The sequence below is a fragment of the Nocardiopsis sp. NPDC057823 genome (genome assembly GCF_042797335.1).
In the GTDB taxonomy this organism is placed as follows: domain Bacteria; phylum Actinomycetota; class Actinomycetes; order Streptosporangiales; family Streptosporangiaceae; genus Nocardiopsis; species Nocardiopsis changdeensis.
The window spans coordinates 357,610-383,449 of sequence record NZ_JBHVLR010000005.1 but is presented as its reverse complement, the minus strand read 5'-3'; the positions used below and the strand labels follow the sequence as shown (position 1 = coordinate 383,449).

Here is a 25,840-nt window from a genome sequence, read left to right as displayed (position 1 = left end):
CGGTGCCACTCGGGAGGAAGCGGTGCGGCGGCGACGTACGTGCGGTCAGGGCGTGTGGCGGAACGGGGGCAGGTCGCGGAAGGCCGGGTCGACCCGCAGGGACTGCGCGAGCACGCCGAGCAGGCGGCGGGCGCGGGAGAGCGGGTGGTCCGGGAAGCGGTCGTCCCACACCGGGTCCTCGGCCTGGTTGCGCGGGGTGCCGCCGGTGACGCCCTCGGCGTAGGGGTGCCGGGCCCAGGCGGCCATCGCCCCCTGCACGTCCCCCTGGTGGCGGTCGAGGAACGCGGGGAAGAGGGACGCCTCCCGGATGCCGGTCACCGGCCCCTCGAAGCACTGCACCCGGACCACCGTGCTGCACCGGTCCCGCGGGATCGTGTACGAGCCGATGTAGGCCATCCCCGTCTCCCGGCGGGGGTCCCTGCCCTTGACCACCTGGCGGATGGCGGGCATGCCGTCCAGGGTGACGGTGTCCAGTTCGACCAGGCCCATCCCCGCCCCCGCGACGTGGGCGCTGGTCCGGGCGCGCAGGTCGTCGAGATCCTCCAGGGAGGCGGGCAGGTCGGGGACCAGGCCGAAGAAGTCGAGGATGACCGCGTCGCCCGTGGCGTCGACCCAGGCGTTCTCCTGGACCTGGCGGTGGCCGGCGGTGTCGAAGGTGAGGGGGGTCCCGGCCAGGCCCGCGGGGCCCCGGGGGGTGTCGGAGTTCATGGCGGCACCCTAGTCGCCCCCTCCGTCGATCGTGCGTACCCGCTGGTGGGACCATGGATCCCGGTGGGGCGCCGGCTCCGGGCGAGGGGCCCGTCGCCCGCCCCGGGGAAGGGGACCCATGACGACGCGACCTCTCACCGTGGTCACCGGCGGCGGCCGGGGCATCGGTGCCGCGACCTGTGTGCGGCTGGCCGGCGACGGGCACGACATCGTGTTCGGCTACGCCTCGGACACCGGTGCCGCGGAGCGGACCGCCGAGCAGGTGCGCGCGGCCGGGGCCCGGTGCACGGCGGTGCGCATGGACACCTCCGTCGAGGCCGACGTCGACCGGCTGTTCGACACCGCGGAGGCGCTGGGGCCGGTGACCGGCCTGGTCAACAACGCCGCGGTGACCGGGCCGCTGGGCCGGTTCGCCGACGCCGACACCTCGGTCCTCAAGCGGGTGGTCGACGTCAACGTGCTCGGCTACCTGCTGTGCTGCCGCCGGGCGGCGCGGGACATGGGGAGTCGGGGGTCGGGGGCGATCGTCAACGTCTCCTCGGCCGCGGCCACCCTGGGCAGCCCGGACGAGTACGTCCACTACGCGGCGACCAAGGCGGCGGTGGACGCCATGACGGTCGGCCTCTCCAAAGAGTTGGGACCGTCCGGAATCCGGGTCAACGCGGTCGCCCCCGGGGTGATCGAGACCGACATGCACGCCGCCATGGGCGACCCCGGCCGCCCCGCCCGGGCGGCGGCGACGATCCCGCTGCGACGTGCGGGACGTCCCGGGGAGATCGCCGACGCGATCGCCTGGCTGCTGTCCTCCGAGGCCTCCTACGCGAGCGGAACGGTGCTGCGGGTGGCCGGCGGCAGGTGAGGCCGCCTCCGGTCGCGCGGGTTTCGCCGGGGGACCCCGGGGCAAGGGTTCTCTGCACAGGAGGTTGCCCCCCGTGGAGACGACACCCCTAGTCATCCTCGTCCTGGTGGTGATCGTGGCGGCCCTGGGCGCCGGGATCGCCCTCCGTTCCGCGATCCTCCCGGCGCGCCGCACGGCCCGGCTCAGACGGCGCTTCGGCGCGGAGTACGACCACGCCCTGCACCTGCACGGGAACACCGCGGACGCCGAACGCGACCTCTCCGAGCGGCTGTCGCGCCGTTCCTCCCTGAGACCGCGCGCCATCCCCGACGAGCTGCGCGACGACCACGCGCGCTCCTGGGTGGCGGTGCAGCAGGGGTTCGTCGACGACCCCGAGCGCTCGGTGCGGGACGCGCGGGCGGTCATCGCGGCGATCGCCCTCGACCTGGGGCACCCGCCCGGGGAGGAGTTCGAGCGCCTGCTGGGGACCCTGTCGGTGGACCATCCGGCGGAGGTCGCCGAGGTGCACCGGGTCCAGGGGGACGGCACCGAGGGTACCGAGCACCTGCGCGAGCTGCTGGTGGCCCACCGGCGGCTCGTGGAGGCCCTGCTGGGCGGGACCGGTGTACGCGGATCGGAGGCGCAGCGGTGAACCATTCCGAAGCGGAGGGCCGGGTGCGCTGGACCCTGCGCGCACACGAGGGGCGCGCGCGGACGGCGCGCGCCGCGGCACGACGGAAGGCGGACACGGTGGCTGAGGAGACCGGCAAGGCGGCACCGGCGCGCGGCGGCGGGCCCACCGCGGAGGACGGCTGGCGGCCCCGGCCGCGCGGGGTGGACCCGGGGTCGGCCCGGGACCGGATGGGCGGCGCGGTCACCGGGTTCGTGGACGACCCCCGCGGCGCGGTGGCCGAGGCGGACGCGCTGGCCTCGGAGGTGGCCGACGCCCTGGTCGCCGAGATCGAGTCCCGGCGGGCGGCGCTGCGCGCGGCGTGGGACGAGGGCGCCGACACCGAGACCCTCCGGCTAGCGCTGCGCTCCTACCGCTCCTTCGTCCAGAGCCTGATCACGGGCAGATAACATCTGCTCGCGAAAAAGCCCGCCCGAGCTGCGAAAAAGCGGCCTTGTCACGTTTTACGAACACCTCGACCGAGCCTCGGATAAACGGCCTCGGCGGGCACGGTGAATACCGCTTCGATCACACCTCCACCGGAGCGGATGCCCCTGCGGAGCACCCCCTCCCCCGGGTCGACGGCCCGTCACAGCCGGTCCGCGCCGCCGGTCCGGGAACGCCGAAAGCACGTGTCGGCGCTCCCGGGCCCGCGATATTTTTTTCCGGGCTTTCACTTGGGATAACGCATCTCCGTCCGCCCCGGAAACGCCTTCCCGCCGTTTCCCCGAAAAGGACACGGGCAGGGGATGAGGCATAGGAGGTGAACCCTCGTGGACACGACGACGTACATCATCATCGGCGCGGCGGTCCTGCTCGTCCTCGCCGTCGCCTTGGTCCTCTCCCTCGGGAGTGGCAGGGTTCCGATGGGCCACCGCACGCGGCTGCGCAAGCGGTTCGGCGGCGAGTACGACCACGTGCTCATGACCAGCGGCGACACGAGGTCCGCGGAGCGCGAGCTGTCCCGGCGGCTGGACCGGCGCAGGGAGGTCCGGGTCCGGCGTCCCACGGACGCGGAGAAGGACCGGTACCGGGAGGCGTGGCTCGCGGTCCAGCAGCGGTTCGTGGACGACCCGGCCGGCGCCCTGCGGGGCTCCCGGCGGCTCCTGACGGAGGTCTCCGTCGCGCTCGGCTACCCGGAGGAGCCCTCCGGGATCGACGACGACTCCTTCGAGTACCGCCTCGCCGACCTGTCGGCCGACCACGGAGACGAGGTCGCCGCCGTGCACCGGACCGTTCGCACCGACACGGACACGACCGACACCGAGCACCTGCGCGAGGTCCTGGTGGCCCACCGCGGCCTCCTGGAGTCCCTGCTGGGCGGGGCGGCCGTCCGGCCGGCCGCGCACGCTGTGACCCCGGAGGTGGCGCGATGAAGCGGACCGAGGAGAACACACCGGGCCGGCGCGCCCGCGCCGCGGGGGCGGCCGGGCCCGCGGGGGCCGGGGCGGAGGTCCACGACCGCCCCGAGGGGACCGGGGTGGAGGCCGTCGCCGTACCGGCGGCCAGGTCTCGGACGGCCCCTCCCGACCCCGGACACCGGGGGCACGGGGGCGGGGGGCCGTCCGGCCCGTCCAGGGGCGACGAGATCCGCGAGCGCATGGCCGCTGCGGTCAACGGCTTCGTGGACGACCCCGGCAAGGCCGTGGGCGAGGCCGACCTGGTGGCCGAGGAGGTGGTCCGGACGCTCATCGAGGGCGTCGAGGCCCGCCGGTCGGAGCTGCGGTCCGCCTGGGAGGACGGTGCCGACACCGAGAACCTCCGTGTGGCGCTGCGCGGCTACCGGGCGTTCGTGGAGGAGATCCTCGACGGCCGCCCCCGCTGACGGCCTCCGGAACCGTCCGTACCGCCCCGGGACCTTCGCTCCCGGGGCGGTACGCGCCGTGGGCGGGCTGTAGCATCGTGGCCGGATCTTCCCCTGTCCGCGCCCCCGCCGTGCCGGAGAAGGCCGTGGGACGGGGCTTTTCGGCACGAACGGGAGCGGATGTTCATGGATGTTGAAGAAACCCAGGTCATGAGCCGGACCGGTGAGTTCACCACCACCCTGAGCTGGCAGGAGTCCGTGCGCAGCCGGGTCGCCGCGGCCATGGACCGCTTCGCCGGGCCGATCGCCGACCTGGCGGACCGCGACGCCAACGAGGGGGACACGCGGCTCCTGGTCGCCGACTTCTTCAGCGTCGGCCTCAATTTCAGCAAGTACCACGACCTCACCACCGACTACCGGACGGGCGGGGAGTCCAACGACTACGCCATCGTGCTGGACGGGAAGCTGTTCGCTCCCGTGGAGGTGCGGGGGATCGGCCAAGACCTGGACCTGCGCAATATCCAGATGGCCCGCCGCCTGGCCTCCCAGGAGGGCGCGGAGTGGGTCTTCCTGACCAACGGCCGGGCCTGGCGGGTCTACCACCTGCGGCCGGAGGGCTCGGGGGTCCGCCCGGTCGTGGTGGTCGACGCGGACCTGGCCGACCCGGCCTCCTACCACCGCAACCTGGACCAGCTCTTCCACATCACCCGAGAGGCGGTCGTCCACGGGCGGCTGGACGCCCTGCGCCGTTGGCGTGAGGCGGTGGAGGCCGCGCCGCTCTCCGGTCTGGTGACCGAGGACTCCGTGGTCGCGGCGGTGCTGCGGGAGCTGAGCGAGCGCACCGGTCACCCCGGGCACGCCGGGGACGCCGAGGAGGTGCGCCGCATCCTCACCGAGCAGGTGGTGGCGCGCGGCCTGGCCCCCGCCGAGACCGATGGGGCGCCCGAGGCCGATGGGGCGGCCGGGGAGGCCGGGGAAGAGGAGTGACCGCGGCGTCCGGATCCGGACGGTCACCCGTCGGAACCGCGTGCGCACGAAGGGCGTCGTAGGGGCCGGTACACGCCCCGACCCCCAGAGGTGCTCCTTCGCATGCGGTTCCGAATCCTCGTCGTCCCCGCGGTCCTGGCCGCCGCCCTCACCGGCTGCTCGAACGTCGAACTGACGGCGACGCAGCGCATGAACGACCTGCTCCCGTTCCAGGAGGAACTGCCCGACGGCTACGTCCGCGAGTGGATCGACATGGACGGTTTCGACGGAAGGCTGTCCAGCGCCGAGCACATCTCCTCGGTGTTCCCCTCGTCCTGCGGGGACGCGCTGGCCGAACCGCCGGACGTCTTCCCCGAGGGGACCGGCGAGGGCGCCGCGCTGAGCCTGCGGCCGCCGTCCGACGCCTCCCCGCTGCCGGAGGAGCCCTCCGCCTCCCCCGGGGAGGACGACCCCGGGTCGGAGCCGCGGGAGCCGGCCGTCACCGGGGCCTTCAGCTACGTGGTGGCCTCCGGCGACTTCCCGCCGGTCGACCGGGACGGACGCCTGGAGCGGGTCCTCGGGGAGTGCGGGGACGGGTTCTCCCTGACGTTCGACGACGTCTCCGGCCTGAACGGCGTCGCCGAGCGCTTCCGCTCGGCCTCGCTGCCCGAGAACGGAGGCGGGCTGGTCCTGCGGATCGGCGACGGCTGGGCCACCCACCGGACCTCGCACATGGCGTGGGGGCAGGTCGGCGACGTCTTCTTCATGCTGGGGCGGGTGGACTGGCGGGTCCCGCCCGACCAGGGCCCGGTCGACCTGTACTCCCCCTCGGTGCGCGACTGCAGGCTGGAGGCGAGCTACGACAACGCCGAGTCCATGGCGTGCGCCGAGAGGAGGATGCGGGAGGAGGCCCGCGCCCTGGCCCGGGAGCAGGACGAGGCGTTCGAGGAGATGCTGGGGATCGTGATGGACCACCTGGAGGAGAACGTCTGAGCCGCCGGCCGGCCGGGTGCCCGCGGAGCCGGTCGGCCCGGCTCCGCGGGCACCCGCACGCCCTCGCCGGTCCGGAGAGCGCCGCCCCTGGCACCCCGGGCGCGGCGGTCCGGCGGGGCGCCCCCGCCTCCCGGGCCGGGCACCGCGCGGTTCCCGGCCCGGACGGAGATCCCTCCGACAACCCCCATTGACACGTGTGACGGGCAACACAACAATGGTCGTACCTTTTGTCTGGGAGCGCTCCCAGACCGTTCGCGGCCGGCTGCTCGGCCCGCCCGGAAGGACGACCCCCCTTGAGTCCACGAAGAACCCCCGCGGTCCTGGGCACCGCCGCCCTCCTGACCCTCCCCCTGACCTCCGCCCCGGCCCTGGCCGACGACGAACCCGTGGAACAGATCGTCAACGGCGACTTCTCCGACGGGACCTCCGGCTGGTGGGGCACGCCCCAGATCGAACTGACCGTCACCGAGGACGAGGTCCTGTGCGTCGAGGTGCCCGGCGGCACCTCCGACCCGTGGGAGGTCATCGTCGGCCAGAACGACGTACCGCTCGTCGCGGGCGAGTCCTACACCTTCTCCTTCACCGCCTCCGGCACCGCCGAACGCCCCGTCCGGGCCCTGGTCCAGGAGGCGGTCGACCCCTGGCGCACCGAACTCGACGAGCGCCCCGTCCTCACGCCGGAGATGGGCGGGTACGAGTACGTGTTCACGGCGGGGGCCGACCACGACGCCGCCCAGATCGCCTTCCAGGTCGGCGGAGCCGCCGACCCCTGGACCCTGTGCCTGGACGACGTCTCCCTGCTCGGCGGGGCCGAGCCCCCCGTGTACGTGCCCGACACCGGCCCCCGCGTGCGCGTCAACCAGGTCGGCTACCTGCCGCAGGGGCCCAAGAACGCCACCGTGGTCACCGACGCCGCCGACCCGCTGCCCTGGAGCCTGGCCGACGCCGACGGCACCGTCGTCGCCACGGGTGACACCGTCCCCCGCGGCCTGGACGACACCTCCGGGCAGAACGTGCACACCATCGGCTTCGGACACGTCACCACCCCCGGCGAGGGCTACACCCTGACCGCCGACGGGGAGACGAGCCACCCCTTCGGGATCGGCGCCGACCCCTACCGGTCCCTGGCGACGGACGCGCTGGAGTTCTACTACACCCAGCGCAGCGGGATCGAGATCCTCGACGAGATCGCCCCCGGCTACGCGCGGGAGGCCGGGCACGCCGGTGTCGCGCCCAACCGCGGCGACACCGAGGTCACCTGCCACCCGAGCACCCCCTGCGACTATTCGCTCGACGTCTCCGGCGGCTGGTACGACGCCGGGGACCACGGCAAGTACGTGGTCAACGGCGGCATCTCCGTGCATCAGCTGATGAGCGTCTACGAACGCGCGCACACGGCGCCCACCGGGGACCCCGAACGGGTCGGCGACTCCACCCTGGCCGTGCCCGAACGCGACAACGGGGTCCCCGACGTCCTCGACGAGGCGCGCTGGGAGATGGAGTTCCTGCTGTCCATGCAGGTGCCCGCGGGCGAGGAGCTCGCCGGGATGGCGCACCACAAGGTCCACGACGAGCGCTGGACCGGGCTGCCCCTGATGCCCGCCGCCGATCCCCAGCCCCGCTACCTGCACGCGCCCTCGACCGCGGCCACCCTCAACCTGGCCGCGACCGCCGCCCAGTGCTCGCGGGTGTTCGCCCCCTACGACGCCGAGTTCGCCGCCACCTGCCTGACGGCGGCCGAGGCCGCCTGGGACGCCGCCCGGGCCCACCCCGACCGCTACGCCGAGGTGGGCGGCGAGGGCGGCGGGCCCTACAACGACGACGAGGTCGCCGACGAGTTCTACTGGGCCGCCGCCGAGCTGTACCTGGCCACCGGCGCCGCGGAGTACGAGGAGGCGGTGACGTCGTCGGAGCTGCACACCGCCGACGTGTTCACGGCCGACGGCTTCGACTGGAGGTGGACCGCCCCCCTGGGCCGCCTCCAGCTGGCCACCGTGCCCAACGGCCTGCCCGACCGGGAGGCGGTGCGCGCCTCCGTGGTCGAGGGGGCCGAACAGTACGCGGACGCCGCGGCCGGCCACCCCTACGGCCTGGCGTACGCCCCGGCGAGCGGGGTGTTCGCCTGGGGCTCCAACGGCCTGGTCCTCAACAACCTGGTGGTGGTCGCCACCGCGTACGACATCGACGGCGACACCCGGTTCCGGGACGCCGTCCTGGAGGGCGTGGACTACATCCTGGGCCGCAACGCCCTCAACAGCTCCTACGTGACCGGGTACGGAACGGCGTACACGGAGAACCAGCACAGCCGCTGGTACGCGCACCAGCTGGACCCGTCCCTGCCCAACCCGCCGCCGGGCACCCTCTCCGGCGGACCCAACTCCGACACCGCGACCTGGGACCCGATCGCGCAGGCGAACCTGGACGGGTGCGCGCCGCAGTTCTGCCACATCGACGACATCGACTCGTGGGCGACCAACGAGCTGACGATCAACTGGAACTCGACCCTGGCCTGGGTGTCGGCGTTCGCGGCCGACCAGGGCGACGCCGCGCCGCCCGCGGAGTCCACCTGCGAGGTGGACTACCGGGTGCACGGCACCTGGGAGGGCGGGGCCACCACCCAGGTGGTCGTGCGCAACACCGGCGGTGAGGCGCTGGCCGACTGGACCCTGGCCTGGTTCTTCCCCGGTTCCCAGACGGTGCGCGAGCACTGGAGCACCGACCTGACGCAGTCCGGGCGCGCGGTGACCGCGCACGCCCTGGACTGGAACGCCGAGATCGGCGCGGGCGACGAGGTGACCTTCGGTTTCACCGGGTCGCGCGGACCCGGACCGAACGCCTCACCCGAGCGTTTCACGCTCAACGGGAGCGTCTGCCGCTGATCCTCCCCGGCGGTGCGCACTCCCGAGCGCACCGCCGGCCGGGAAGGGGCGGGGACCCGCAGGAGAGCGCGGGCCCCGCCCCGATCCCGGGCTACCCTTCGGTCCGCGGCCGCCTGCGCACCAGGAACAGGGAGATCACCCCGGCCGCGATGAGCAGTGCGGCTGCGGCGACGGCGCCGAGCACGGGCGTCCCGGTGACCGGCAGCCCGCCCCTGTCCGGGGGCCCGTCCGGGGCCTGGGGCCGCGGACCGGGTCCGCCCGGCTCGGGCGACGGGCTCGGCTCCTCACCGGGCGACGGGCTCGGACTCGGTGTCGGGCTCGGCGACGGACTCGGTGAAGGACTCGGGCCCGGGCCCGGTCCGGGCACGAAGGTGTTGAGCACCCGGCACGTGACGTGCTCCCCCGGGCCGACCTCCACCGTGCCACCCGTGGCGAGCTCCTCGTCCGAGCCCTCCGCCCGGCAGCTCCACGGGCCCGCGGTGTACCCCTCGGGGCCCGCCTCGCCCAGCTCGTAGTCGCCGGGGACGACCGCCGCCCCGGTCACCGCGGGGCCTCCCCCGGGACCGCTGACCGTCCCGCCGTCCCCGGCCGCCGTCAGCGTCCAGTCGCCGGGCCCGGCCGTGCCGCCGCCGGTGTTGTCCACCTCCTTGACCAGAGTCAGCCGGGTGTCGCAGGTGAACGCGTTGTACACGGTGTAGCGGTTGTGCTCCGCGGACAGGGCGAACCCGAAGTCCTCCCGGTACCCGTCCTCACGGGTGCCCTCCGCCCCGGGTCCGAGGCCGTCGAAGGGGCTCTCCTCCCCCGCGGGCCGGGCCTCGGCCAGCACCAGGGAGCACTGCTCCGGCGCCGTCATGACCTCCTGTCCCGCCACCGTTCCGCCGGCCGGGTACCCGCCCCGGGCCTCGCCCCAGGGCTGCGGGGTGAGGACCTCGCCGTCGGCCAGGCTCAGGGCGGACCCGAACCCGTCGGGCTGCTCCCCCTCCGGGTAGACGAGCCCGTCGATCCACCAGGACTTGTCAACGGTGAGGTCGGCCGGCGGGTCCGGCGCCTTCTGGTTGTAGACGGTGCAGTTCACCGGGGCCGCGGCGGGCACGGACACCGCGAAGGCGGGGTCGTCGCCCGGCCGGGACTCGACGTCGAGGGGCTCGCCCCCGCCCTCCCCGGTCAGCTCCACGCAGCGCGCGGTCTCGCCGTCCTGGGGCACCAGCCGGTACCCGTCCCGCTGCCGCTCGGTGATCTCGACGACCGCCGACTCCGCGCCGTGCGGGTAGGCCAGGGCGAAGTTGACCGTCCCGGTCCCGTCGTCCCCGGTGGTCGCCGAGGCCGGGTCGACGGCGGCCCCCTCCGTCCCGGTCCCGGCGTCGAAGGTCCAGCCCGGGCCGGCCGGCACCGCGCCGCTGAGATCGCCCTCCCCGTTCCCCTCGGGGACGATCATCTTGGTCACCGACAGGCTGCCGGAGCACATCTGCCCGACCATCTCGCGGATGGCCTCGCCGACGGCCCCGAAGTCGCCGGTGTGCAGGTAGTCGGCCTCCAGCATGCTCGACCCGTCGAACTCCACGGGCCCGGTGACCGCCCTCAGGTTCAGTTCGGTCTCCGTGTCGATACCGTCGCCGACCCCGGCGACGACCAGCCTGGAGCCCTTCTCCTTGAGCAGGTTCGCGGAGAAGACCGCCTCCTCCGTCTCCCGGAAGCGGGTGAAGTCCCCCGGCCCCTGCTCGTTCCGGTAGAAGGTGGGGGCGCCGTCGGTGATCATCAGCACGAGGTCGTAGTGCGCCCCGGCGCCCGCCACCGTGTCGAGGGCGACGTCCCAGTTCGTCCCGCCCTCGGCCGCCCAGTCCCGGTACAGGGCCTTGAAGGCGTCGGCCTGCTCGGGGGTGGTGACGGGCACCGGGCCGGGGTGGTTCTCCCCCCGCTCCGCCGGGGAGGAGCTGGAGAAGGAGAAGAGGGCCATCTGGGACGGGGTCCCCACGAGGGAGTCCGTGATGGTGTCGGCGGCCTGTTTCAGCTCGGGGAGCTCGTCCTCCACCGAGCCGGACGTGTCCAGCAGCAGCGCGACGTCCAGCCCGCACCGCTGCGGGAGGGGGACGTTGTCGCGCGAGACCTGCCAGTACCCGCCGGAGGCGGCCCGGTCCGCGCGGCCGCCCTGGGCCATGAACTCCGCGCCGGAGGTGTAGGTCCCGCCGGGTTCGAGGGGCGGTGTCCTGAACACGTAGGGGTCCGCCTGCGAGGCTTCGCCGGTGCCCTCCCCGGTGCGCAGCGCGGGGTTGGAGAACCACCCGTCGGGAACCCGGACCTCCTTGATCCAGAACCGGGTGGTGCCGTCGGTGCCGGGGACGGTGAAGGTGCAGGCGCCGCCGGTGGAGGTGCACTCGGCCACCGGCTCCGCGTCGTCGGCGTTCTCGAACAGCCCGAGGACCACGCCGTCCAGCGCGCCGGGCGTGTCCCCGGCGCGGACCCCGCCGACCTTCACCACGACCTCGGAGCCGGTCGGGCCGGGCTGGGCCCAGGCGCCTCCGGACGTGACCGCGACCATCGAGAAGGCGCCGATCAGCGCGATGGCCGCGGACAGCGGCCCGCGTCCCGGTCCGGACCGTCGCGCACCCCTGGGGAACACGGACATAGCTCACCCTCCGCAGTTAATTACTACTTAGAGTAATCAAGCGGGGGATGGACGACGGGATGATCCTCCTCGCGTGTCACCCGTGTCCCGGATACCGGGGGCTCACCCCAAAGGCACCAGGAACAGCCGATCGTCCTCTTCGGCCGGGTCGCCCCGGCCGTCCCGGTTGCTGGTGGACAGCCACAGGGCGTCGCCCTCGGAGGTGACCACGACCGTGCGCAGCCGCCCGTACTCCCCGGTGAAGTGCGCCGTCGGCTCCCCGACACCGCCGTCCCCGGTGAGCGGGACCTCCCACAGCCGGGCGCCGCGCAGCGAGGCCACCCACAGGGAGCCGCCCGCCACCGCGGCCCCGCTCGGCGAGGCCTCGTCGGTGGTCCAGGTGACCAACGGGTCGACGAACCCGTCGCCGCCGCCCTCGCCCTCCACCTCGGGCCAGCCGTAGTTGCCGCCCGGCTCGATGAGGTTGACCTCGTCCCACTCGTTCTGTCCGAACTCCGTGGCGTACAGCCGCCCCTCCTCGTCCCAGGCCAGGCCCTGCACGTTGCGGTGGCCGTAGCTGTAGGCCGCGTTGCCGAAGGGGTTGTCCCCGGCGGGCTCGCCCTCGGTGGTGATCCGCAGGATCTTGCCGCCCAGGGAGTCCCTGTCCTGGGACAGCGACGGGTCCCCGGCGTCGCCGGTGCCGGCGTACAGGAAGCCGTCGGGGCCGAACGCGATCCGGCCGCCGTTGTGGTTGCCCGCCGCGGGGATGCCGTCGAGCAGGGTCTCCTGACCGGTCAGGCCCTCCTGCGGGTCGTACTCCAGGCGTGCGATCCGGTTGTCGGAGGAGGAGGTGAAGTAGACGTACACGTAGGGCTCGTTGGGGAAGGCAGGGTCGACGGCCAGCCCCAGCAGCCCGCCCTCGCCGCCGGGGGACACGCCCTCCACCGAGCCCACCGTCGCGGCGGTGCCGTCCTCGGCCACCCGGACCACCTCGCCGGAGTCCCGCTCGGCGACCAGGACCGAGCCGTCCGGCAGCACGGCCGCCCCCCAGGGGACCTCCAGACCGGTGGCGTGGACCCGGGGCTCCCCCACGGCCGCCCCGGCCGTGCCCGGGGCGCCCCCGGTCCCCGGGCCCGCGCCGCCCGCCGTGTCACCGGACGTGCCGCCGGCCCCGCAGGCGGCCGTCAGGGCCGCCGCCGCGGCGGCGGCCGCGGCCCGCCCCGCCGCTCCTGTGCGCACTGTGGATCTCATGCCCGCCCCTTACCCGCCGACGCGCCCCCGACCCGCCCGGGCCCATGTGTGAACCCGGGGATTCGGGTCAGGGGAATGCACACGACCCGAGGGAGGGGCACGATGGGCAGGAGAGAGGGCTCCCCTCCGCGACACCCGTGGCTCAGGGGCGCGGTGCGCGGAGCGGTGGGATCCATGGCCATGACCGGGATGCGGCAGGCGACCGTGGGGCTGGGGTTCGTCGAGCGCACACCGCCCGACGAGATCCTGCGGCAGGGCGTTCCGCCGCTGCTGGAGGCCTTCCCCGAGAACAGGAGGACCGCGGTCATCGAGCTGGCCCACTGGACGTACGGGGCGACCGCGGGCACCGTGTTCGCGCTCCTCCCGAGGGGGCTGCGCGCATCGCGCCTCACCGGCCCCGTCTACGGCGTCCTCGCCTGGGGGCTCTTCGAGGTGCTCCTGGCCCCGGCGCTCGGCCTGGGGCACGCGCGGAGGGAACGCCCCGGGGAGCGGTGGGCACTGCTCGCCGACCACGTGTTCTTCGGCTTCGTCGTGGGGGCTCCCCCCGAGACCAGCGTGGCCGGCGGCCGGGAACCGGAGGAGGACGACCCCGAGGACGGTGGCGGGCGCGCCTGAGGCGTCGGCCGCCCCGGGCGCCGGATCGGCACCGGCCGGGGCTACCCCTCCTGGGCCTTCTGCAGCCGGACGTAGGCCAGCTGGAGCCAGTCGGAGACCGCCACGGCGCTGAACACCGCGCCCGCGCTCCGGGTGAGCCCCGGCGCCAGGACCAGCCCGAAGGCGTACCCCGTGGCGATCCACTGCGCGGTGCAGAACGGGCAGGTGATCAGCTCGCCGGCGGCCTTGCGCCCGCCCTCTCCCCGCACCTCCTCGGAGAGCTCCGCCGGCGCCGAGGCCCCGCGGAAGCGGGTGAAGAACGCCCGCAGCGGGCTGGTGACCGGGTCCTTGGCCAGCAGCCGGGAGACCTTGTGGGTGGTCAGCCCCATGAGCGCGAGGTCCCACGGCCCCACCCGGGCGTCGCCCCGGCGCCCCGCCAGCTTCACCGCCACCAGGCCCGCGCCCACGGAGGCCGCGTAGACCGCCATCGCCGCCGCGTAGCCGCCCAGGGGCTGGTCGCTGCCGTCCCGGTAGATCTCCGCCTCCCGGCGCACCGCCTCCTTGGCCCCCTGCACCGGGTCGGTGGCGTCACTGTTCATGGTCGGCACTCCTCTCCCCTTCGCCCTCCCCCGTGCCCGGCCCCCTGCGGTCGGCCCAGGCGTGCAGGGCGTCCGTGTTGTCCGCGTACTCCAGGTTCATGGCGGCCTCGATCAGGGCGAGGTGGGTGAAGCTCTGGGGGAAGTTGCCCAGCATGGAGCCGTCGGACGCCATCTCCTCGGCCTGGAGGCCGAGGGGGCCCGCCCGGCCGCACAGCTCCTCGAACCGCCGGCGCGCCTCCTCCTCCCGCCCGGCGAGCGCCAGGGCCGACACCATGTCGTAGGAGCACAGGAGGAAGGCCCCCTCCGGGGACTCCAGCCCGTCGTCGGTCTCGGCCGGGTCGTAGCGGTGGACGAGGAACCCCGCCTCCCCCAGCTCCTCGTCGACGCGCGCCAGCGTGCCCAGGACGCGGGGGTCGTCCCCCTCCAGGAAGCCCAGCAGCGGCAGCCGCAGCAGGGAGCCGTCCACACGGGAGGACCCGTAGTAGCGGATGAACGATCCGGTCTCCGGGTCGTACCCGCGCCGGAGGACCTCGGCCCGGATCGCGTCGCGCTCGGCGGCCCAGCGCTCCTCGGGGACCTCGTCCTCACGGCCGGTGAGCCGGGCCAGCCTGATCGCGCGGTCCAGGCAGACCCAGGCGTAGACCTTGGAGTTGGTCCAGTGCCGCCGCTCTCCGCGGACCTCCCAGATCCCCTCGTCCGGCTCCCGCCACACGTCGGCCGCCACGGTCGCCACGGACACCAGGCGGGCGAAGTCCTCCTCGCTCAGGCGCCCGGTGACCTGGTGGTAGTACAGGGCGGCGTCGAGGATGTGGCCGTAGACGTCGAGCTGGTGCTGGCCGTGGGCGTCGTTGCCCACCCGCACCGGGCGCGATCCCAGGTGGCCGGAGAGGTGGGTGAGCTCCTCCTCCTTCGGCGGCGGTGTACCCCGGACGGTCTGGACGGGCTGGATCCAGCCCCGGGGCTCACCGCACGCGCTCAGCAGGAAGCGCAGGTACTGCTCCGCCTCCTCGATGTGGCCCAGCCTCATGAAGGTCAGGACCACCAGGGGGGCGTCGCGGTGCCAGACGTAGCGGTAGTCCCAGTTGCGCTCCCCGCCCGGCCACTCGGGCAGGGAGGTGGTGGGCGCCGAGATCAGCGCCCCCGTCTCCTCGTGGAGCAGCCCCCGCAGCACGAGCAGGCTCCGGTCGACGTGCTCGGCCCCGACCCCCCGGTAGTCGCTGCGCCCGGCCCACGCCCGCCAGGCGGCGAGGGTCTCCTCCAGCAGGGCCCGACCCTCCTCCTCGCCCACCGCCCGTTCCCCGTGCAGGTAGTCCAGGCACATCAGGGCGTGCTCCCCGGCGGAGAGCTCGGCACGCCATTCGACGTCGCCGTCCTCGCCCACGCGCAGGGCGGGGCCGCCGGAGAGCAGCAGCCCCGACGACGTCTCCGCCAGGTGCTCCCCCCGCTGCTCCCACGCCGGGCTCCCGCGGCCGAAGTCCGGCCGGACGGACAGGCGCGAGCGCACCGCGGCGGCGCCCGAGCGACACTCCACCATGCGCAGCAGCAGCCCCTCCCGGAACAGGTCCGCCCCCTTCCCGTTCCGCCGCAGGGCGAGCAGGTCGAGGACGGCCACCTCCGTGTCCTCACCCCGCCAGACGCTCTCCAGTACGAGGCTGTCGTCCAGGTAGGAGCGCTCCGCCGGGCGCGCGTCCGCCACCTCCATGGTCCAGCGGCCGCCGCGCTCCGGGTCGAGGAGGCCGGCCAGGAACGCCGGCCCGTCGAAGGCCGGAGCGCACATCCACACCACCGCCCCGTCCGCTCCGACGAGGGCCGCGGTGTGGCAGTCGGAGAGGAAGGCGTGGTCACCGATGTCCGTGGTCATCCGGTTCATGGGCGTCTCCGCGACGGTCGATTGCGCCGTTCCGATCCGACTGCCCCGGAAGCCCGGAATGAAACCGCAGGTGGGGCCGGACGGGCGGGGACATGAAACGCGCGGCGCCGGGTAGTGGCCACCGGCGCGAACGACCGGGTGACTCGGAGGAGGGACCGGGGTGGAGAAGAGGACCGGGGTGGACAGGACACCGGGGGACCGAGGGGTGGCGGTGGTCAGCGGGGCCTCCGCGGGCGTGGGCCGGGCCACCGCCCGGGAGTTCGCCCTGCGGGGGTACTCCGTGGCCCTGCTGGCGCGGGGACGGGTCGGGCTGGAGGCCGCCCGGCGGGAGGCCGAGGCCCTGGGGGCGCCCGCCCTCGCCGTGGAGGTGGACGTGAGTGACCCCGCGGCCGTGGACGGCGCGGCGGCTCGGGCCGAGGAGGAGCTGGGGCCGGTCGACGTGTGGGTCAACTCGGCGTTCGCCTCGGTCATCGCCCCGTTCACCCGGACCGGGCCCGAGGAGTACGCGCGGGCCACGGACGTCTGCTACCACGGCTACGTGAACGGCACCCGGGCCGCCCTGGCCCGGATGCTCCCCCGGGACCGGGGGGTGATCGTGCAGGTGGGGTCGGCGCTGGCCTACCGCGGCATCCCCTACCAGGCGGCCTACTGCGGCGCCAAGCACGCGGTGCGCGGGTTCACCGACTCCGTGCGCGCCGAACTGCTCCGCGACGGTTCGCGGGTGCGGTTCACCGAGGTGCACCTGCCCGCGGTCAACACCCCCCAGTTCTCCTGGGTGCGTTCCCGCATGGGCGCCCGGACCCGCCCGGTGCCCCCGGTCTACCAGCCGGAGGTGGCGGCCCGGGCCATCGTATGGGCGGCCGAGCACCCCCGCAGGAGGCGGTACCTGGTGGCGCCCTCGACGGTGGCCACCGTGCTGGGGCAGCGGTTCGCGCCCCGGCTGCTGGACCTCTACCTGGCCCGCACCGGCTACGAGGGCCAGGTGCGCGACGCCGCCCCGCCGGAGCGGGACAACCTGTTCGCCCCCCTGGACGCCGAGCACGACCACGGGGCCCACGGGGAGTTCGACGACGAGGCCCGCGAGGTCAGCCTGCTCCAGGAGGCGAGCCAGCGCCGCGGCGCCCTGGCGGTCGCGGGCCTGGCGGGTTTCGCCGCGGGGGCGGGTGTCTACGGCCTCGTCCGGGCCGCCAGGTCCTGACCGGGGCCGACGGCACGGCCACAGGAGCCGAACACGAGGAGGGGACATGGCCGAGCACGACGAACGCGCCGACGCCGTCTGGGACGCGTTCCACGCGGCGGTGAACATGACCGGCGAGGAGCTGCGGGAGTGGCTGCTCACCGACGCCTCGGGCGAGGAGGCCTTCGAGCGGGCCGAACCCGACCTGGGGGTGTCGCCGAGGGGCGAGGAGGTGGTGGCCGTGCTCCTCAAGCGGCGCACGGACCTCACCGGCGCGGACATCGACCTCATGGAGCGGGTCACGGACCACGTGCGCCGGCTCCTGGCCGAGCCCCGCCGCGAGGACCCCGCCTGGCGGCGGTCCCTGATGTCGGTGGGGCACGACCCGCTGCGCCCGGACTCGGCCCGGCCCGACGAGGAGGACCTCACGGGCTGACCCGCCCGGGACGGGCGGATCCCGCGGAGCCGACGCGCCCGTCCTCAGGCCGTCGGACCCGCGCCGTCCCTCCTGAGGGGGACCCAGCGCCGGGCGCCCACGGAGGGTTGCAGTTTCGCCTTCGGCAGGTCGACCGGGGAGCGGGGCTTGAGCTTCTCCACCGGGATCTCCGCGCGGCCGCCCAGGGCCACCCCCCACTGGTGGGCGTCCGGCCGGAGCCCCCGCCCGCGCGCGGCCTCCGCGAAGCGGCGGAGGACCTGGTCGACCACGCTGGGCGGCAGGCCGGGCAGCGGTTCCAGCGGTTCCCCGGGGCGCACCCTGCTCTGACGGCTCAGGATGCGGCCCACCAGGAGCGCCAGCTTGTAGCGGTCCGTGTCCAGGTCGGCCCCGGTCGCGGGCTGCTCGGGATCGTTCCAGTCCGGGGTGTCCGCCTGGGGCAGGACGGGCCTGTGCCCGGCGCTGCGCGCACCGTCGCAGTCGATCATGAACACCTCGGCCGTCCCGCCGTCGGCGGCCCACAACAGGTTGCTCATGGACACGTCGCCGACCACGATCCGCCGCGAGTGCAGCAACTGGAACAGGGACACGAACCGGCGCGCCAACTCCCATCGGCCCTCGATCCCGGGCGGCCGGATGTCGCCCCACAGCGGCTTGGGCTCGAAGATCAGGTACTGGAGCTCGCGCGGCTGCGCTCGGCCGTTCGCGATCCGGCCGAAGAACCGTTGCGGGATCTCCTGCATGAGGAAACCGGTCAGGTACCCGCTGGAGACCACCCGGGCCAGCGGCCAGCCGGTCATGGCGTGCAGTCGGTCCCGCTCGGTGTCGGTGAGCAGGTAGGGCAGCCTGACCAGGCGTTCCAGAGCCACGGGGTCGGCACCGGAGAGTGTGTACTCCTTGTACACGGCCCCGGCGTACGGGCCGCCGTCCACCCGGTTCACCTTGCCCTGGCCGCCCTTGCCCAGTTCGTCCCCAAGGACGAGGGCCGCCTTGTCGACGTCCTTGCCGTCCAGCAGTGTCATGAACGACACGGTCACGTCCTCCAGACGCAGACCGCGGTGCGGTCGTCGTTGTACGACTTGGCCTGGAAGTCCAACTGCCAACCGAACTCCATCCGGCCCGGGATCCGGCCGGACCCCCACCAGTCAGCGAGCCTGCCCGCGACAGCGGGAGCGCTCATCGGTCCGGACAGTCCGTCGGTGCACAGCAGGAGCACGTCGCCGGGCTCCAGGGCGCCCTCGTCCATGGCCACCGCACCGACCCGGTCGGGCAGCGCGTCGGTCCGGGTGTCGAGGATGAGCCCGCCGTCATCCGGTTCCACGTTGAGCGGTCGCCATGCGCCGGCCTCCAGCCGGAACACGGGGCTGTCCCCCACCGACATCGTCAGGTACCGCGCCTTCCTCCCTTCCTCGGGAAGCCGGATCAGGACGGCGGTGAAAGTGGTGGAGAGCTCGTCCGGGGAGAAGTGCTCCTTCTCCGCCAAGTCGATCATGCCCCGGGCGACGACGCCGGCCATGCGATTGCCCCACGCCTGCACGTCCTCCCACTCACCTGTGATGGCCTCATCGATGTTCTGGGCCACCGCGGCGGGAAGCACACGGCAGACATAGGCGGCTCCCCGGTGCGACCGGCTCCGGGAGCCGACCCCGTCGGCCACGCAGGCAAAGACGAGTCTGTGCCCTGAGTGCTCGAACTCGTACAGCCCGAAGGCGTCCTGGCGGGTCTTGCCCTCGAAGCGGTGCTTGTCGCCGCGCAGGGAGGCGGCCCGCAGGTGCAGTCCCTCGTAGTCGGCCTCGTCGATGACGGTGTCCGGGGCCGCCCATTCCTGCCCCGGGAGTTCCCGGGCATGGTAGGAGGAGTGGACGGGCCTGGTCAGCACCGGCGGGGGCACGAAACCCGATGATCCGGGAACCGCCTCCGGCGCGGACTCGGGGGCCGCCCCGGGCACAGCCGTCGCCTCGGCCGCCTCCGGCTCAGGGGGATCGGCCTGCCGCTCCTGGCCGGGCACAGTGGCCGCTTTCTCCACCGGCTCCACCGGAACGTCCTCGACCGGCTCCCGCACGGGTTCTTTCGGGACCGGCTCCGGAGCGGGCGCGGCAGGTGCGGTGACCGTCTCCGCCGACGGTGTCTCCACTGCCGCTTCCGGGGAGAGTGCGGCAGCGAACACCTCTTTCTGCGTGGGTGTCGAGACGATCGGCTCCTTCTCGGCCGAAGCCGACTCCGTGGGCGGCCCGCCGTCCTCCTGCTCCCGGTCCACCGGGGCACGGGAAGAAGCGATCATCAGTTCCTGCTCCGCACGGCTCAGCGTCACCGTGGTCTCCGCATCCGACCCGGCCGAGGCCTCATAGGAGGCCTGCGTCACAGCCGACTCCTCCAGGGGCTCCGCAGAGCGACGGGAGGGCAGGAGCGACCCGTTCACCGGTATCACCGATCGCTCCCCGGCCCCCGGGACCCGAGCGGCCCGGCCGCGCTCCTCCTCTCCGTTGCTCCCTCCCCGGGCACCCCGCTGTTCCAGCCACTCCTGGATCCTGCTCTTCGCACGCGCCGCCTTGTCGACGCCGTCCATGAACCACTCCTCTCCACGCATCGGAATCAGATCTGGTCGGCCGGCAGGGTGGTGTAGCCGGGAACGTCGTCGGGGATGTCCAGGCTCATCGCGCCGTCCTGAGCCGCGGAGGAACGAGTGGCCGAGTTGACGATGGAGTTGGTCAGGGACCGAGCGAACTCCTGAAGGGCCTGCGACGGGCCGAGGGTACCGTCGGCCATGAACGCCCTGACCGTGGCCACCTGCTGGATCACCCGGTGGTCCGCCGCCCCGAAACCGAACGCCAGGATGTTGGGCCGCGGCCCCCAGCCCGGATCGGTGAGCTTCTTGTAGGCGATGTCCCAGTCACCGTCCCCCGGGTACCCGTCGGAGAGGAAGAAGACCGCCGGACGGTACACCCGGTGCCCTTCGGCCTTGAGGCGATCCACGTCCTGGGTGATGGTCTCCCGCAGCAGCGCGAACGCCTCGCCGTAGGAGGTGCCGCCGTTCGCCTCCAGTCGGGGCACGGACTCCAGGTCGCTCAGGTCGGACAGCGGCAGCAAGACCTGCGCCTCGTGGTTGAAGGCGACGATCGCGAAGTGGACCTTGTCCGACACCACGGGGTTGGCGCCGATCGTGGCGTGCAGGTCGGGCAGGGCGCTGTTGATGGCCTGGATCGGCTCGCCGTCCATGGACGTCGACTCGTCGCACACCAGGTAGAAGGGCAGGATCTGCTGGCTCACGGTGGGTTCTCCTCGGGTCCGGTTCGTGCGTGCGGTCAGTCGGTCGGCTCGGAGGCCGCGAACAGGTAGATCTCGATCCGCAGCCAGCCCGGGCTGCCCCCGAGACTGTGGAAGGTGCGGGTGACGGCGTCGTCGAAGACGCCCGGATGGACCTGTGGCAGAAGGTCGTTGACGTCGGAGGCGAACCGCTCCCCCTCCGCGGCGCCGCCGTTGGCGCCGAAGGTGAGGACCATGCCCGCTTCCCGGTCGACGACGTCGTGTTCGGCGAGCGCTTCGCGTAGTTCCTCCACGACCTCCTCGTCCCCGGCCGCGGCACCCGCCGGGGAGACCCCGTGGAGTTCGACCACGACGGGATCGAGGTCCAGGCCGTGGGGAACGGGTTCGGCCGTCTCCTCCGCAAGGGGTTCGGGCTCGGGTTCGACCGGAGGGCGGGAGTCCATGCCCAGTGTGATGATGAGGAAGGCCAGGAGCAGGTCGGCGAAGAGCCATCCGGCAATGGCGACGGCCGGGGTGGAGAGGTGGCCGTCCTTCACCGTGTCACCAGCTCACGGGAGTCGGCCTCCTCCTCGGGGTCGTCCCGATCCTCCGGTTCCTCACCGTCGTACGCCGGCTCCCCGTCTCGTTCCCCCGGTTCCTCGGCCCGGCTCTCCAGCACCTCGCACAGGGCGTCGATGCTCTCCCTGAGCAGCTCGACCTGCGCGGGCAACTCGCCGACGGTCTCGACGGCCTGGCCGGCGAGATCGCCGGCCGTCTCGTTACGGTGAGCGATACCCGCGGTGATCTCACGCCATTCGTCGAGGGAGGCGCGCAGGTCGGTCTCGCCCTCCGCCAGTGCCCGGCCGATCACCCCGGCGGAGTCGACGACCGAGGCGGTGAGGCGCTCCTGCCCGTCGGCGACCGCCCGATGGACCTGTCCGGTCAGCTCTCCGACCAGACCGGTCAGCTCCTCCCGGGTTCGGGTGCGTTCCTCCTCCGCGGTGCGCACCAGGGCCTCGGAAGCTCCTGCGACACGGTCGATCGCTTCGGCCACCTCGCCGAGCCTGCCGTACAGGTCACGGACCACGTCCAGCCCCTCCCGCACGGCGGAACCGACGCCGTTGCTGCCCTCGCGCAGTTCCGTGACGGTCTCCTGAGCAGCGCGCATGCTCTTGCGGGTCTCGGCCAGAGCGGCACGCACGTCCTCTTGGGCACGCTCGGCGATCTGGCCGACCTTGCGCAGTTTCGTGACGCTCGCGCCGAGTTCATCAGCGATCCGTGCGGGATGGCCGATCCGGACGGGGGCGAGGGCGAACCGGGCCGCCGCCAGCGCGGAGGTCAAACGCCGGGTGAGTTCGGCCCGCTCCTGCTCGTCCCTGGCCTCGGTGCGGCGGCGCTGCACGTTCTGAGCCAGGACGGCAGCGATGAGCACCACGATCCCGGTCAGCGTGTAGTAGGCGACCTGGTCGAAGGCGAGCCAGCCGGGTAGCGTCCCGTTGAAACCGTTCTGCCAACGCTCCAGGAAGGACAGCCCTTCCAGGGCCGGGTCCGCATGGGACCGGCCGTGGGCGCCGGCGGCCGCGGCGAGCCCCGCCCAGGTGATGAGCACCGGGAGGAAGACCAGGCCGCTGGGGAGTGCGTCGAGGACCTTGCGCGTGGTGTCCTCGGCCGGCGCCGGGGCGATCGACTCCGGGGGGAAGGAGGCGCCCAGGTCGACCTCGGACCAGATCTCCAGCCTGGACCGGGAGTCCAGGTCGTCGGCCAGGGCCGAGAGGTGGGCGGCCCGGCCGGAGAGTCTTTCTTCTGCGGCGAGGGAGCGCAGTTCCTCGACCAGCGCGGATTCGTCTCCGAATGCGATTTCGGTCTTCACCGGCGTCTACGCATCTCTTTCCGTGAACGGCCGGGCCAGGGCATGACGGAAGTCCCGGCGACCGACCGGAGGGGACAGGAAGGGGTCTCGGGGGCTTACCGCCCTGGATTCACGTGGATTCTAACGGCGAAAGCCTTGCGGCGAAGGGGACGTCGAGATTTTCTGAACCGAGTACCACTTTAAAGTGAATCAGGTGGCCTCAAGCTCGCATTCACCGACAGAAAATAACAACAAAAGGGAGATAACGAACTCCTTTGTGACCGAAAGAGGACAAGAGGTCAACCGATAAGCCATCGCAAGCCCCTGAGGAATGCAAGGATTCAATCGGTGACGCCGGGTCCCGCCCTCAGAAGCGGAAGCCGAAGAGCCCGCCGTGCTCGGAGTCGTTCAACCGGGGCTCGACCACATACGGATCAGCGTCGAATCCGAGCCGCTCCGCCTTGGCCAGGTCGTCGGAGTTCATCGTCACGATGTACTGCATGCCCTCCTCCCGGGTGACCTGTACGGCCAGCTCCAGGGCCCGGGCCACCTGCCGCTCGTCCACACCGTCGTAGAGCTTGCTGTCGTGCACCAGGAAGTCGGGACCGCGCCCGGCCCGGTGGGCGACCACCGCCCAGGTGAGGTCGAAGCAGAACACCTTCATGTTGGAGATACCGGTGCTGTCGTCGGCTTCGAGCTTGAGCTCGATGTCCAAGTGGCTCCGCTTCGCCTGGAAGGCCAGGTAGGGGGCACGGGCGTCGCCGTACAGGTACTCGGCGAACCGGTTGAACAGCAGGCTCGCCTGCTGTTCCTGTTCCCGCCGGTCGTCGATATCCCGCTGGACCTCCTCCTCCAGGGCGGCCTTCTCCTGGTCGATCTGCCTCCGGCTCTGCTCCAGGGTTCGCGCGGCGTCGAGCCTGCGCCGGAGGTACTCCCTCTGCGCCTCCTCCTTGGCGAGCGCCCCCTGCATGACGGTCAGCGTGTCCAGGGCCCCGCCCTCGTTGAGGGTCCGCAGCAGCGCTGCCTGCCGCTCGCCGAGCTCCCCGCGCTCGCGCTCGCTCGCCGCGAGCCTCTCCCGCAGGACGGCCGCCTCCTCGTCCAGGTACTGTCTGCGGTTCCGCACGACCGCGCGGTGGAACTCCTCCACCTGGTCGAACCGGGCCCGGACCTGGTCGCCGAGCAGTACACCCAACTCCTCGTAGGCCCGTTCCAGGTAGTCGTGGCCGGGTTCACCGGACTCGCCGATCGAGCGCTCGATGTCGGCGAGGTTGCGCCGGTCGACGACGTCGGCCTCGCTCAGCTCGCGGATCCTGGAGTTCACCCGCTCCGCCTCGCGGCGGATCTCCTCGTACTCGGGGACGACCTGGAAGTCGGCGATCTGCTCCCGCAGGTCGGAGATGCGCCGATCGACGACGGTGAGCTGCCCGCGCAGGTCACCGGACTTGCCGACGATGTCCTTCCAGACCGGATCGTCGGTGGCCTGGCCGAGCTTCTTGCGGATCTGCTCCCGGTCGGCCAGCTCTCCGTACCGCGCGGCCAGCGACCAGTCCATCCCGAACAGGTGGCAGAGGTTGGCGGTGGCCAGGTGCCGGGAGGTCGGGGTGTTGGGCTTGAGCGCCTCGGCGAAGCCGTTCTTCTCGGTCCTGCGGAGGTAGAAGCCGAGGAGGAGCCTCCCGCTGAGCGCTTTGTCGGGTTCCCGGATTCCGAACAGCTCCCGTTCGAGGGCGCTCCGCCATTCCTTGACGGTGATCGTGCCGCCCCGCTGGATGAGTGCGTCCGGTTCATGGCCGAGGATGTCGGGATCGACGTGGACCTTCGCGTGGTTCTTGCCGGAACGGTGCACGCTGAGGCGTCCTCCCGGAGCGGAGGGCCAGTCCATGACGAGCTCGAACGTCGTCTCCTTGTTCTCCCGGCGGGTGACCAGAGGTGTCTTCTCGGCGCCCAGCAGGAAGTGGATCAACTCCACGGCGCTGGTCTTGCCCACGGCGTTGCGGCTCTGGTCGTTGGTGGAGGCGGCCGTCCGGTCGGCGACCAGGAGGTTGAGGCCGGGACGGAAAATGACCGCGCGAAAGCGGGAATCGTCGGCCTTCAGCTCACGCAGCACCAGGAGCCTCCCGGAAGACGAGCAGATCGTCGCGCAGCTCCACGGTTCCCAGCGCGTAGAGGACGTCGAGGGCGAGCACGAACCACCAGAACGGCACGGGGGCGTGGTGGTCGTTGTCGGCACGCCACTGCTGGAGTCTGCGCCAGGCCTGGGTGACGGTGAGCGTCTGGCGCTTGCTGGACAGGAGGATCTGGGCGCCCACGGTCAACAGCGCCCGCTGCGGCGCGATGCCCTTGGTCGGTGCGATCACGCGGCACCTCCTTCCAGAAGCTCGTCGGCGGTCCGCCAGTCCTTCGGCGGAATCCTGAAGATCTCGCACTCACCGAAGAAGTACATGAGCACGACGTTGGCCTCGACCTGATCCTTCAGATCCCTGGCCTCGTTGCCAAGGATGTACCACTGGAGTCGCGTCACCACGGCATCGGGGTCGTCGTGCGTCTCGGCGAGCTCCAGGTACTCCTGACGGAAGGCCGCGGCCACCTCGTCGCGTTCGACGGGGTCGGCCAGGCCGTTGTAGTAGTCCTGGACCAGCGGCACATGGCGCAGGCTCAGGAGGAGGAAGTCCTGCATCTCGTCGCTGAAGCGGTTGTACTCCAGCTTGCGGCTCGGCGGGACGGGGATGCTCCCGGGGAGGGGGCTGCGCTTGCGGCGTGTGGACAGATGCTCCAACAGCCGGGCCAGCTCTGCCATCTGGACACCGGTGACCATCGCCTTCAGTGGGAAGGGGCCGATGAGGTCCTCGATGTCCTCGTCCTCCAGTCCGCGGAGGACACGGAACATCCGGTCGAGACCGAAGTGCTCGAAGCGCAGTGCCGGGTGGGCGTTCTGGCCGCCGACATCTCCCTGGTGACCTCGGGGCCCACTCCACGCAGGTTGTTGTGGACGAACACGAAGACGTCGAAGTCGCCCCCGCGGTTGGCGACGGCCTTGGCCAGGTCACCGCGGAACTTGCGGCGGACCTCGGCCTCGTTCGCCGTCTGCGGTCCGTAGCAGGCGTAGAGCTTTCGATCGCTGATGGTCAGACCGTCGGCCCCCAGATCACCCCGGACTGTGCGGACCGGGAAGAAGCCCGGGTCGCCGAGCTGCATGAGGCGGTGGAAGAAGTCCTCGAACGCCTCACCGTGCAGGTTCCTGATGGTGTCGCCGAGCATCGTGCGCGCGCAATGGCGTTGCCAGGGCTCCATGCGTGCAACTTTCGTTTTTTGCCGTCCGTTGTCCTGATACCGCGTTCCGTACTTATCACTCGGAAGCCTTGCCCCA

25 protein-coding genes are annotated in these 25,840 nt (G+C 72.7%); 11 read left to right on the top strand and 14 right to left on the bottom strand.

Features of this window, described 5'->3' with window-relative positions:
• Nucleotides 1-45: 45 nt before the first annotated feature.
• Nucleotides 46-708 carry a hypothetical protein gene (locus tag ACFVNO_RS12315; protein ID WP_378891959.1) on the bottom strand — a complete coding sequence of 221 codons (663 nt, stop codon included), beginning with the start codon at nt 706-708 and terminating at the stop codon, nt 46-48.
• Between the two features lie 118 nt (nt 709-826).
• Between ACFVNO_RS12315 and ACFVNO_RS12310 the strand changes: the two genes are divergently transcribed.
• The 8 genes from ACFVNO_RS12310 (at nt 827) to ACFVNO_RS12275 (ending at nt 8,858) form a co-directional block, all read left to right on the top strand.
• Nucleotides 827-1,567: an SDR family oxidoreductase gene (locus ACFVNO_RS12310; protein ID WP_355263470.1), complete on the top strand. Its 741-nt coding sequence runs from the start codon at nt 827-829 to the stop codon at nt 1,565-1,567.
• A gap of 73 nt (nt 1,568-1,640) precedes the next feature.
• Entirely contained in the window at nt 1,641-2,198 is a 558-nt protein-coding gene (locus ACFVNO_RS12305) for a hypothetical protein (protein ID WP_378891956.1), read from the top strand.
• Nucleotides 2,199-2,296: 98 nt separating this feature from the next.
• Nucleotides 2,297-2,626 (top strand): hypothetical protein, encoded by a 330-nt coding sequence (locus tag ACFVNO_RS12300; RefSeq protein ID WP_355263464.1) that lies wholly within the window; start codon nt 2,297-2,299, stop codon nt 2,624-2,626.
• 363 nt (nt 2,627-2,989) lie between these two features.
• Nucleotides 2,990-3,592 (top strand): hypothetical protein, encoded by a 603-nt coding sequence (locus ACFVNO_RS12295; RefSeq protein ID WP_355263461.1) that lies wholly within the window; start codon nt 2,990-2,992, stop codon nt 3,590-3,592.
• The gene (locus ACFVNO_RS12290) at nt 3,589-4,041 is read left to right on the top strand and encodes a hypothetical protein (RefSeq protein WP_378891952.1); all 453 of its coding nucleotides are present in this window, start codon (nt 3,589-3,591) and stop codon (nt 4,039-4,041) included. The genes ACFVNO_RS12295 and ACFVNO_RS12290 overlap by 4 nt, the downstream gene beginning before the upstream one ends.
• Nucleotides 4,042-4,206: 165 nt before the next feature.
• Nucleotides 4,207-5,007, top strand: a complete 801-nt coding sequence (locus ACFVNO_RS12285) for a hypothetical protein (protein WP_355263455.1) — start codon at nt 4,207-4,209, stop codon at nt 5,005-5,007.
• A 102-nt stretch (nt 5,008-5,109) separates the two neighbouring features.
• Nucleotides 5,110-5,979: a hypothetical protein gene (locus ACFVNO_RS12280; protein ID WP_378891949.1), complete on the top strand. Its 870-nt coding sequence runs from the start codon at nt 5,110-5,112 to the stop codon at nt 5,977-5,979.
• Between the two features lie 293 nt (nt 5,980-6,272).
• Nucleotides 6,273-8,858 (top strand): glycoside hydrolase family 9 protein, encoded by a 2,586-nt coding sequence (locus ACFVNO_RS12275; RefSeq protein WP_378891946.1) that lies wholly within the window; start codon nt 6,273-6,275, stop codon nt 8,856-8,858.
• A 91-nt stretch (nt 8,859-8,949) separates the two neighbouring features.
• Here the strand turns inward: ACFVNO_RS12275 and ACFVNO_RS12270 are convergent, their stop codons facing one another.
• Both ACFVNO_RS12270 and ACFVNO_RS12265 read right to left on the bottom strand, forming a co-directional pair.
• Nucleotides 8,950-11,481, bottom strand: a complete 2,532-nt coding sequence (locus ACFVNO_RS12270) for a hypothetical protein (RefSeq protein WP_378891943.1) — start codon at nt 11,479-11,481, stop codon at nt 8,950-8,952.
• A 102-nt stretch (nt 11,482-11,583) separates the two neighbouring features.
• Entirely contained in the window at nt 11,584-12,711 is a 1,128-nt protein-coding gene (locus tag ACFVNO_RS12265) for a PQQ-dependent sugar dehydrogenase (RefSeq protein WP_378891940.1), read from the bottom strand.
• 174 nt (nt 12,712-12,885) lie between these two features.
• On the opposite strand from ACFVNO_RS12265, the gene ACFVNO_RS12260 reads away from it, so the two are divergent.
• On the top strand, nt 12,886-13,326 hold the full coding sequence (locus tag ACFVNO_RS12260; protein ID WP_355263440.1) for a hypothetical protein: 441 nt from the start codon (nt 12,886-12,888) through the stop codon (nt 13,324-13,326).
• A gap of 41 nt (nt 13,327-13,367) precedes the next feature.
• Here ACFVNO_RS12260 and ACFVNO_RS12255 read toward each other — a convergent pair whose 3' ends face one another.
• Nucleotides 13,368-13,904, bottom strand: a complete 537-nt coding sequence (locus ACFVNO_RS12255; RefSeq protein WP_378891937.1) for a DUF1360 domain-containing protein — start codon at nt 13,902-13,904, stop codon at nt 13,368-13,370.
• The gene (locus tag ACFVNO_RS12250) at nt 13,894-15,774 is read right to left on the bottom strand and encodes a glycoside hydrolase family 15 protein (protein WP_378891934.1); all 1,881 of its coding nucleotides are present in this window, start codon (nt 15,772-15,774) and stop codon (nt 13,894-13,896) included. The genes ACFVNO_RS12255 and ACFVNO_RS12250 overlap by 11 nt, the downstream gene beginning before the upstream one ends.
• 160 nt (nt 15,775-15,934) lie before the next feature.
• Between ACFVNO_RS12250 and ACFVNO_RS12245 the strand changes: the two genes are divergently transcribed.
• Both ACFVNO_RS12245 and ACFVNO_RS12240 read left to right on the top strand, forming a co-directional pair.
• Entirely contained in the window at nt 15,935-16,972 is a 1,038-nt protein-coding gene (locus ACFVNO_RS12245) for an SDR family oxidoreductase (protein ID WP_378891931.1), read from the top strand.
• A 46-nt stretch (nt 16,973-17,018) separates the two neighbouring features.
• On the top strand, nt 17,019-17,387 hold the full coding sequence (locus ACFVNO_RS12240) for a DUF3140 domain-containing protein (protein ID WP_378891928.1): 369 nt from the start codon (nt 17,019-17,021) through the stop codon (nt 17,385-17,387).
• Between the two features lie 44 nt (nt 17,388-17,431).
• On the opposite strand, the gene ACFVNO_RS12235 is transcribed toward ACFVNO_RS12240, so the two are convergent.
• The 9 genes from ACFVNO_RS12235 to ACFVNO_RS12195 form a co-directional block, all read right to left on the bottom strand.
• On the bottom strand, nt 17,432-18,415 hold the full coding sequence (locus ACFVNO_RS12235; protein WP_355263425.1) for a hypothetical protein: 984 nt from the start codon (nt 18,413-18,415) through the stop codon (nt 17,432-17,434).
• 2 nt (nt 18,416-18,417) lie between these two features.
• Nucleotides 18,418-19,950: a protein phosphatase 2C domain-containing protein gene (locus ACFVNO_RS12230; protein WP_355263422.1), complete on the bottom strand. Its 1,533-nt coding sequence runs from the start codon at nt 19,948-19,950 to the stop codon at nt 18,418-18,420.
• Nucleotides 19,951-19,976: 26 nt separating this feature from the next.
• Entirely contained in the window at nt 19,977-20,651 is a 675-nt protein-coding gene (locus tag ACFVNO_RS12225; protein ID WP_355263419.1) for a VWA domain-containing protein, read from the bottom strand.
• A gap of 35 nt (nt 20,652-20,686) precedes the next feature.
• A complete protein-coding gene (locus tag ACFVNO_RS12220; protein ID WP_355263416.1) occupies nt 20,687-21,184 on the bottom strand; it encodes a hypothetical protein in 498 nt (165 codons plus the stop codon).
• The gene (locus ACFVNO_RS12215; protein ID WP_355263413.1) at nt 21,181-22,497 is read right to left on the bottom strand and encodes a hypothetical protein; all 1,317 of its coding nucleotides are present in this window, start codon (nt 22,495-22,497) and stop codon (nt 21,181-21,183) included. The genes ACFVNO_RS12220 and ACFVNO_RS12215 overlap by 4 nt, the downstream gene beginning before the upstream one ends.
• A 346-nt stretch (nt 22,498-22,843) precedes the next feature.
• On the bottom strand, nt 22,844-24,580 hold the full coding sequence (locus ACFVNO_RS12210; protein ID WP_378891922.1) for an ABC-three component system protein: 1,737 nt from the start codon (nt 24,578-24,580) through the stop codon (nt 22,844-22,846).
• Nucleotides 24,570-24,830 (bottom strand): ABC-three component system middle component 6, encoded by a 261-nt coding sequence (locus tag ACFVNO_RS12205; protein WP_355263407.1) that lies wholly within the window; start codon nt 24,828-24,830, stop codon nt 24,570-24,572. Before ACFVNO_RS12205 ends, ACFVNO_RS12210 begins: the two co-directional genes overlap by 11 nt.
• Nucleotides 24,827-25,360 (bottom strand): ABC-three component system protein, encoded by a 534-nt coding sequence (locus ACFVNO_RS12200; RefSeq protein WP_378891919.1) that lies wholly within the window; start codon nt 25,358-25,360, stop codon nt 24,827-24,829. The genes ACFVNO_RS12205 and ACFVNO_RS12200 overlap by 4 nt, the downstream gene beginning before the upstream one ends.
• Nucleotides 25,294-25,764: a hypothetical protein gene (locus ACFVNO_RS12195; RefSeq protein WP_378891916.1), complete on the bottom strand. Its 471-nt coding sequence runs from the start codon at nt 25,762-25,764 to the stop codon at nt 25,294-25,296. The genes ACFVNO_RS12200 and ACFVNO_RS12195 overlap by 67 nt, the downstream gene beginning before the upstream one ends.
• Between the last annotated feature and the right edge of the window lie 76 nt (nt 25,765-25,840).

Bases quoted from the DNA above. Each gene is read 5' to 3' on its own strand.
- ACFVNO_RS12315 (WP_378891959.1), bottom strand. From the start codon at position 708: ATGAACTCCGACACCCCCCGGGGCCCCGCGGGCCTGGCCGGGACCCCC.
- ACFVNO_RS12250 (WP_378891934.1), bottom strand. From the start codon at position 15,774: ATGAACCGGATGACCACGGACATCGGTGACCACGCCTTCCTCTCCGAC.
- ACFVNO_RS12265 (WP_378891940.1), bottom strand. From the start codon at position 12,711: ATGAGATCCACAGTGCGCACAGGAGCGGCGGGGCGGGCCGCGGCCGCC.
- ACFVNO_RS12280 (WP_378891949.1), top strand. From the start codon at position 5,110: ATGCGGTTCCGAATCCTCGTCGTCCCCGCGGTCCTGGCCGCCGCCCTC.
- ACFVNO_RS12255 (WP_378891937.1), bottom strand. From the start codon at position 13,904: ATGAACAGTGACGCCACCGACCCGGTGCAGGGGGCCAAGGAGGCGGTG.
- ACFVNO_RS12310 (WP_355263470.1), top strand. From the start codon at position 827: ATGACGACGCGACCTCTCACCGTGGTCACCGGCGGCGGCCGGGGCATC.
- ACFVNO_RS12200 (WP_378891919.1), bottom strand. From the start codon at position 25,360: ATGTTCCGTGTCCTCCGCGGACTGGAGGACGAGGACATCGAGGACCTC.
- ACFVNO_RS12285 (WP_355263455.1), top strand. From the start codon at position 4,207: ATGGATGTTGAAGAAACCCAGGTCATGAGCCGGACCGGTGAGTTCACC.
- ACFVNO_RS12240 (WP_378891928.1), top strand. From the start codon at position 17,019: ATGGCCGAGCACGACGAACGCGCCGACGCCGTCTGGGACGCGTTCCAC.
- ACFVNO_RS12195 (WP_378891916.1), bottom strand. From the start codon at position 25,764: ATGGAGCCCTGGCAACGCCATTGCGCGCGCACGATGCTCGGCGACACC.
- ACFVNO_RS12260 (WP_355263440.1), top strand. From the start codon at position 12,886: ATGGCCATGACCGGGATGCGGCAGGCGACCGTGGGGCTGGGGTTCGTC.
- ACFVNO_RS12230 (WP_355263422.1), bottom strand. From the start codon at position 19,950: ATGGACGGCGTCGACAAGGCGGCGCGTGCGAAGAGCAGGATCCAGGAG.
- ACFVNO_RS12270 (WP_378891943.1), bottom strand. From the start codon at position 11,481: ATGTCCGTGTTCCCCAGGGGTGCGCGACGGTCCGGACCGGGACGCGGG.
- ACFVNO_RS12290 (WP_378891952.1), top strand. From the start codon at position 3,589: ATGAAGCGGACCGAGGAGAACACACCGGGCCGGCGCGCCCGCGCCGCG.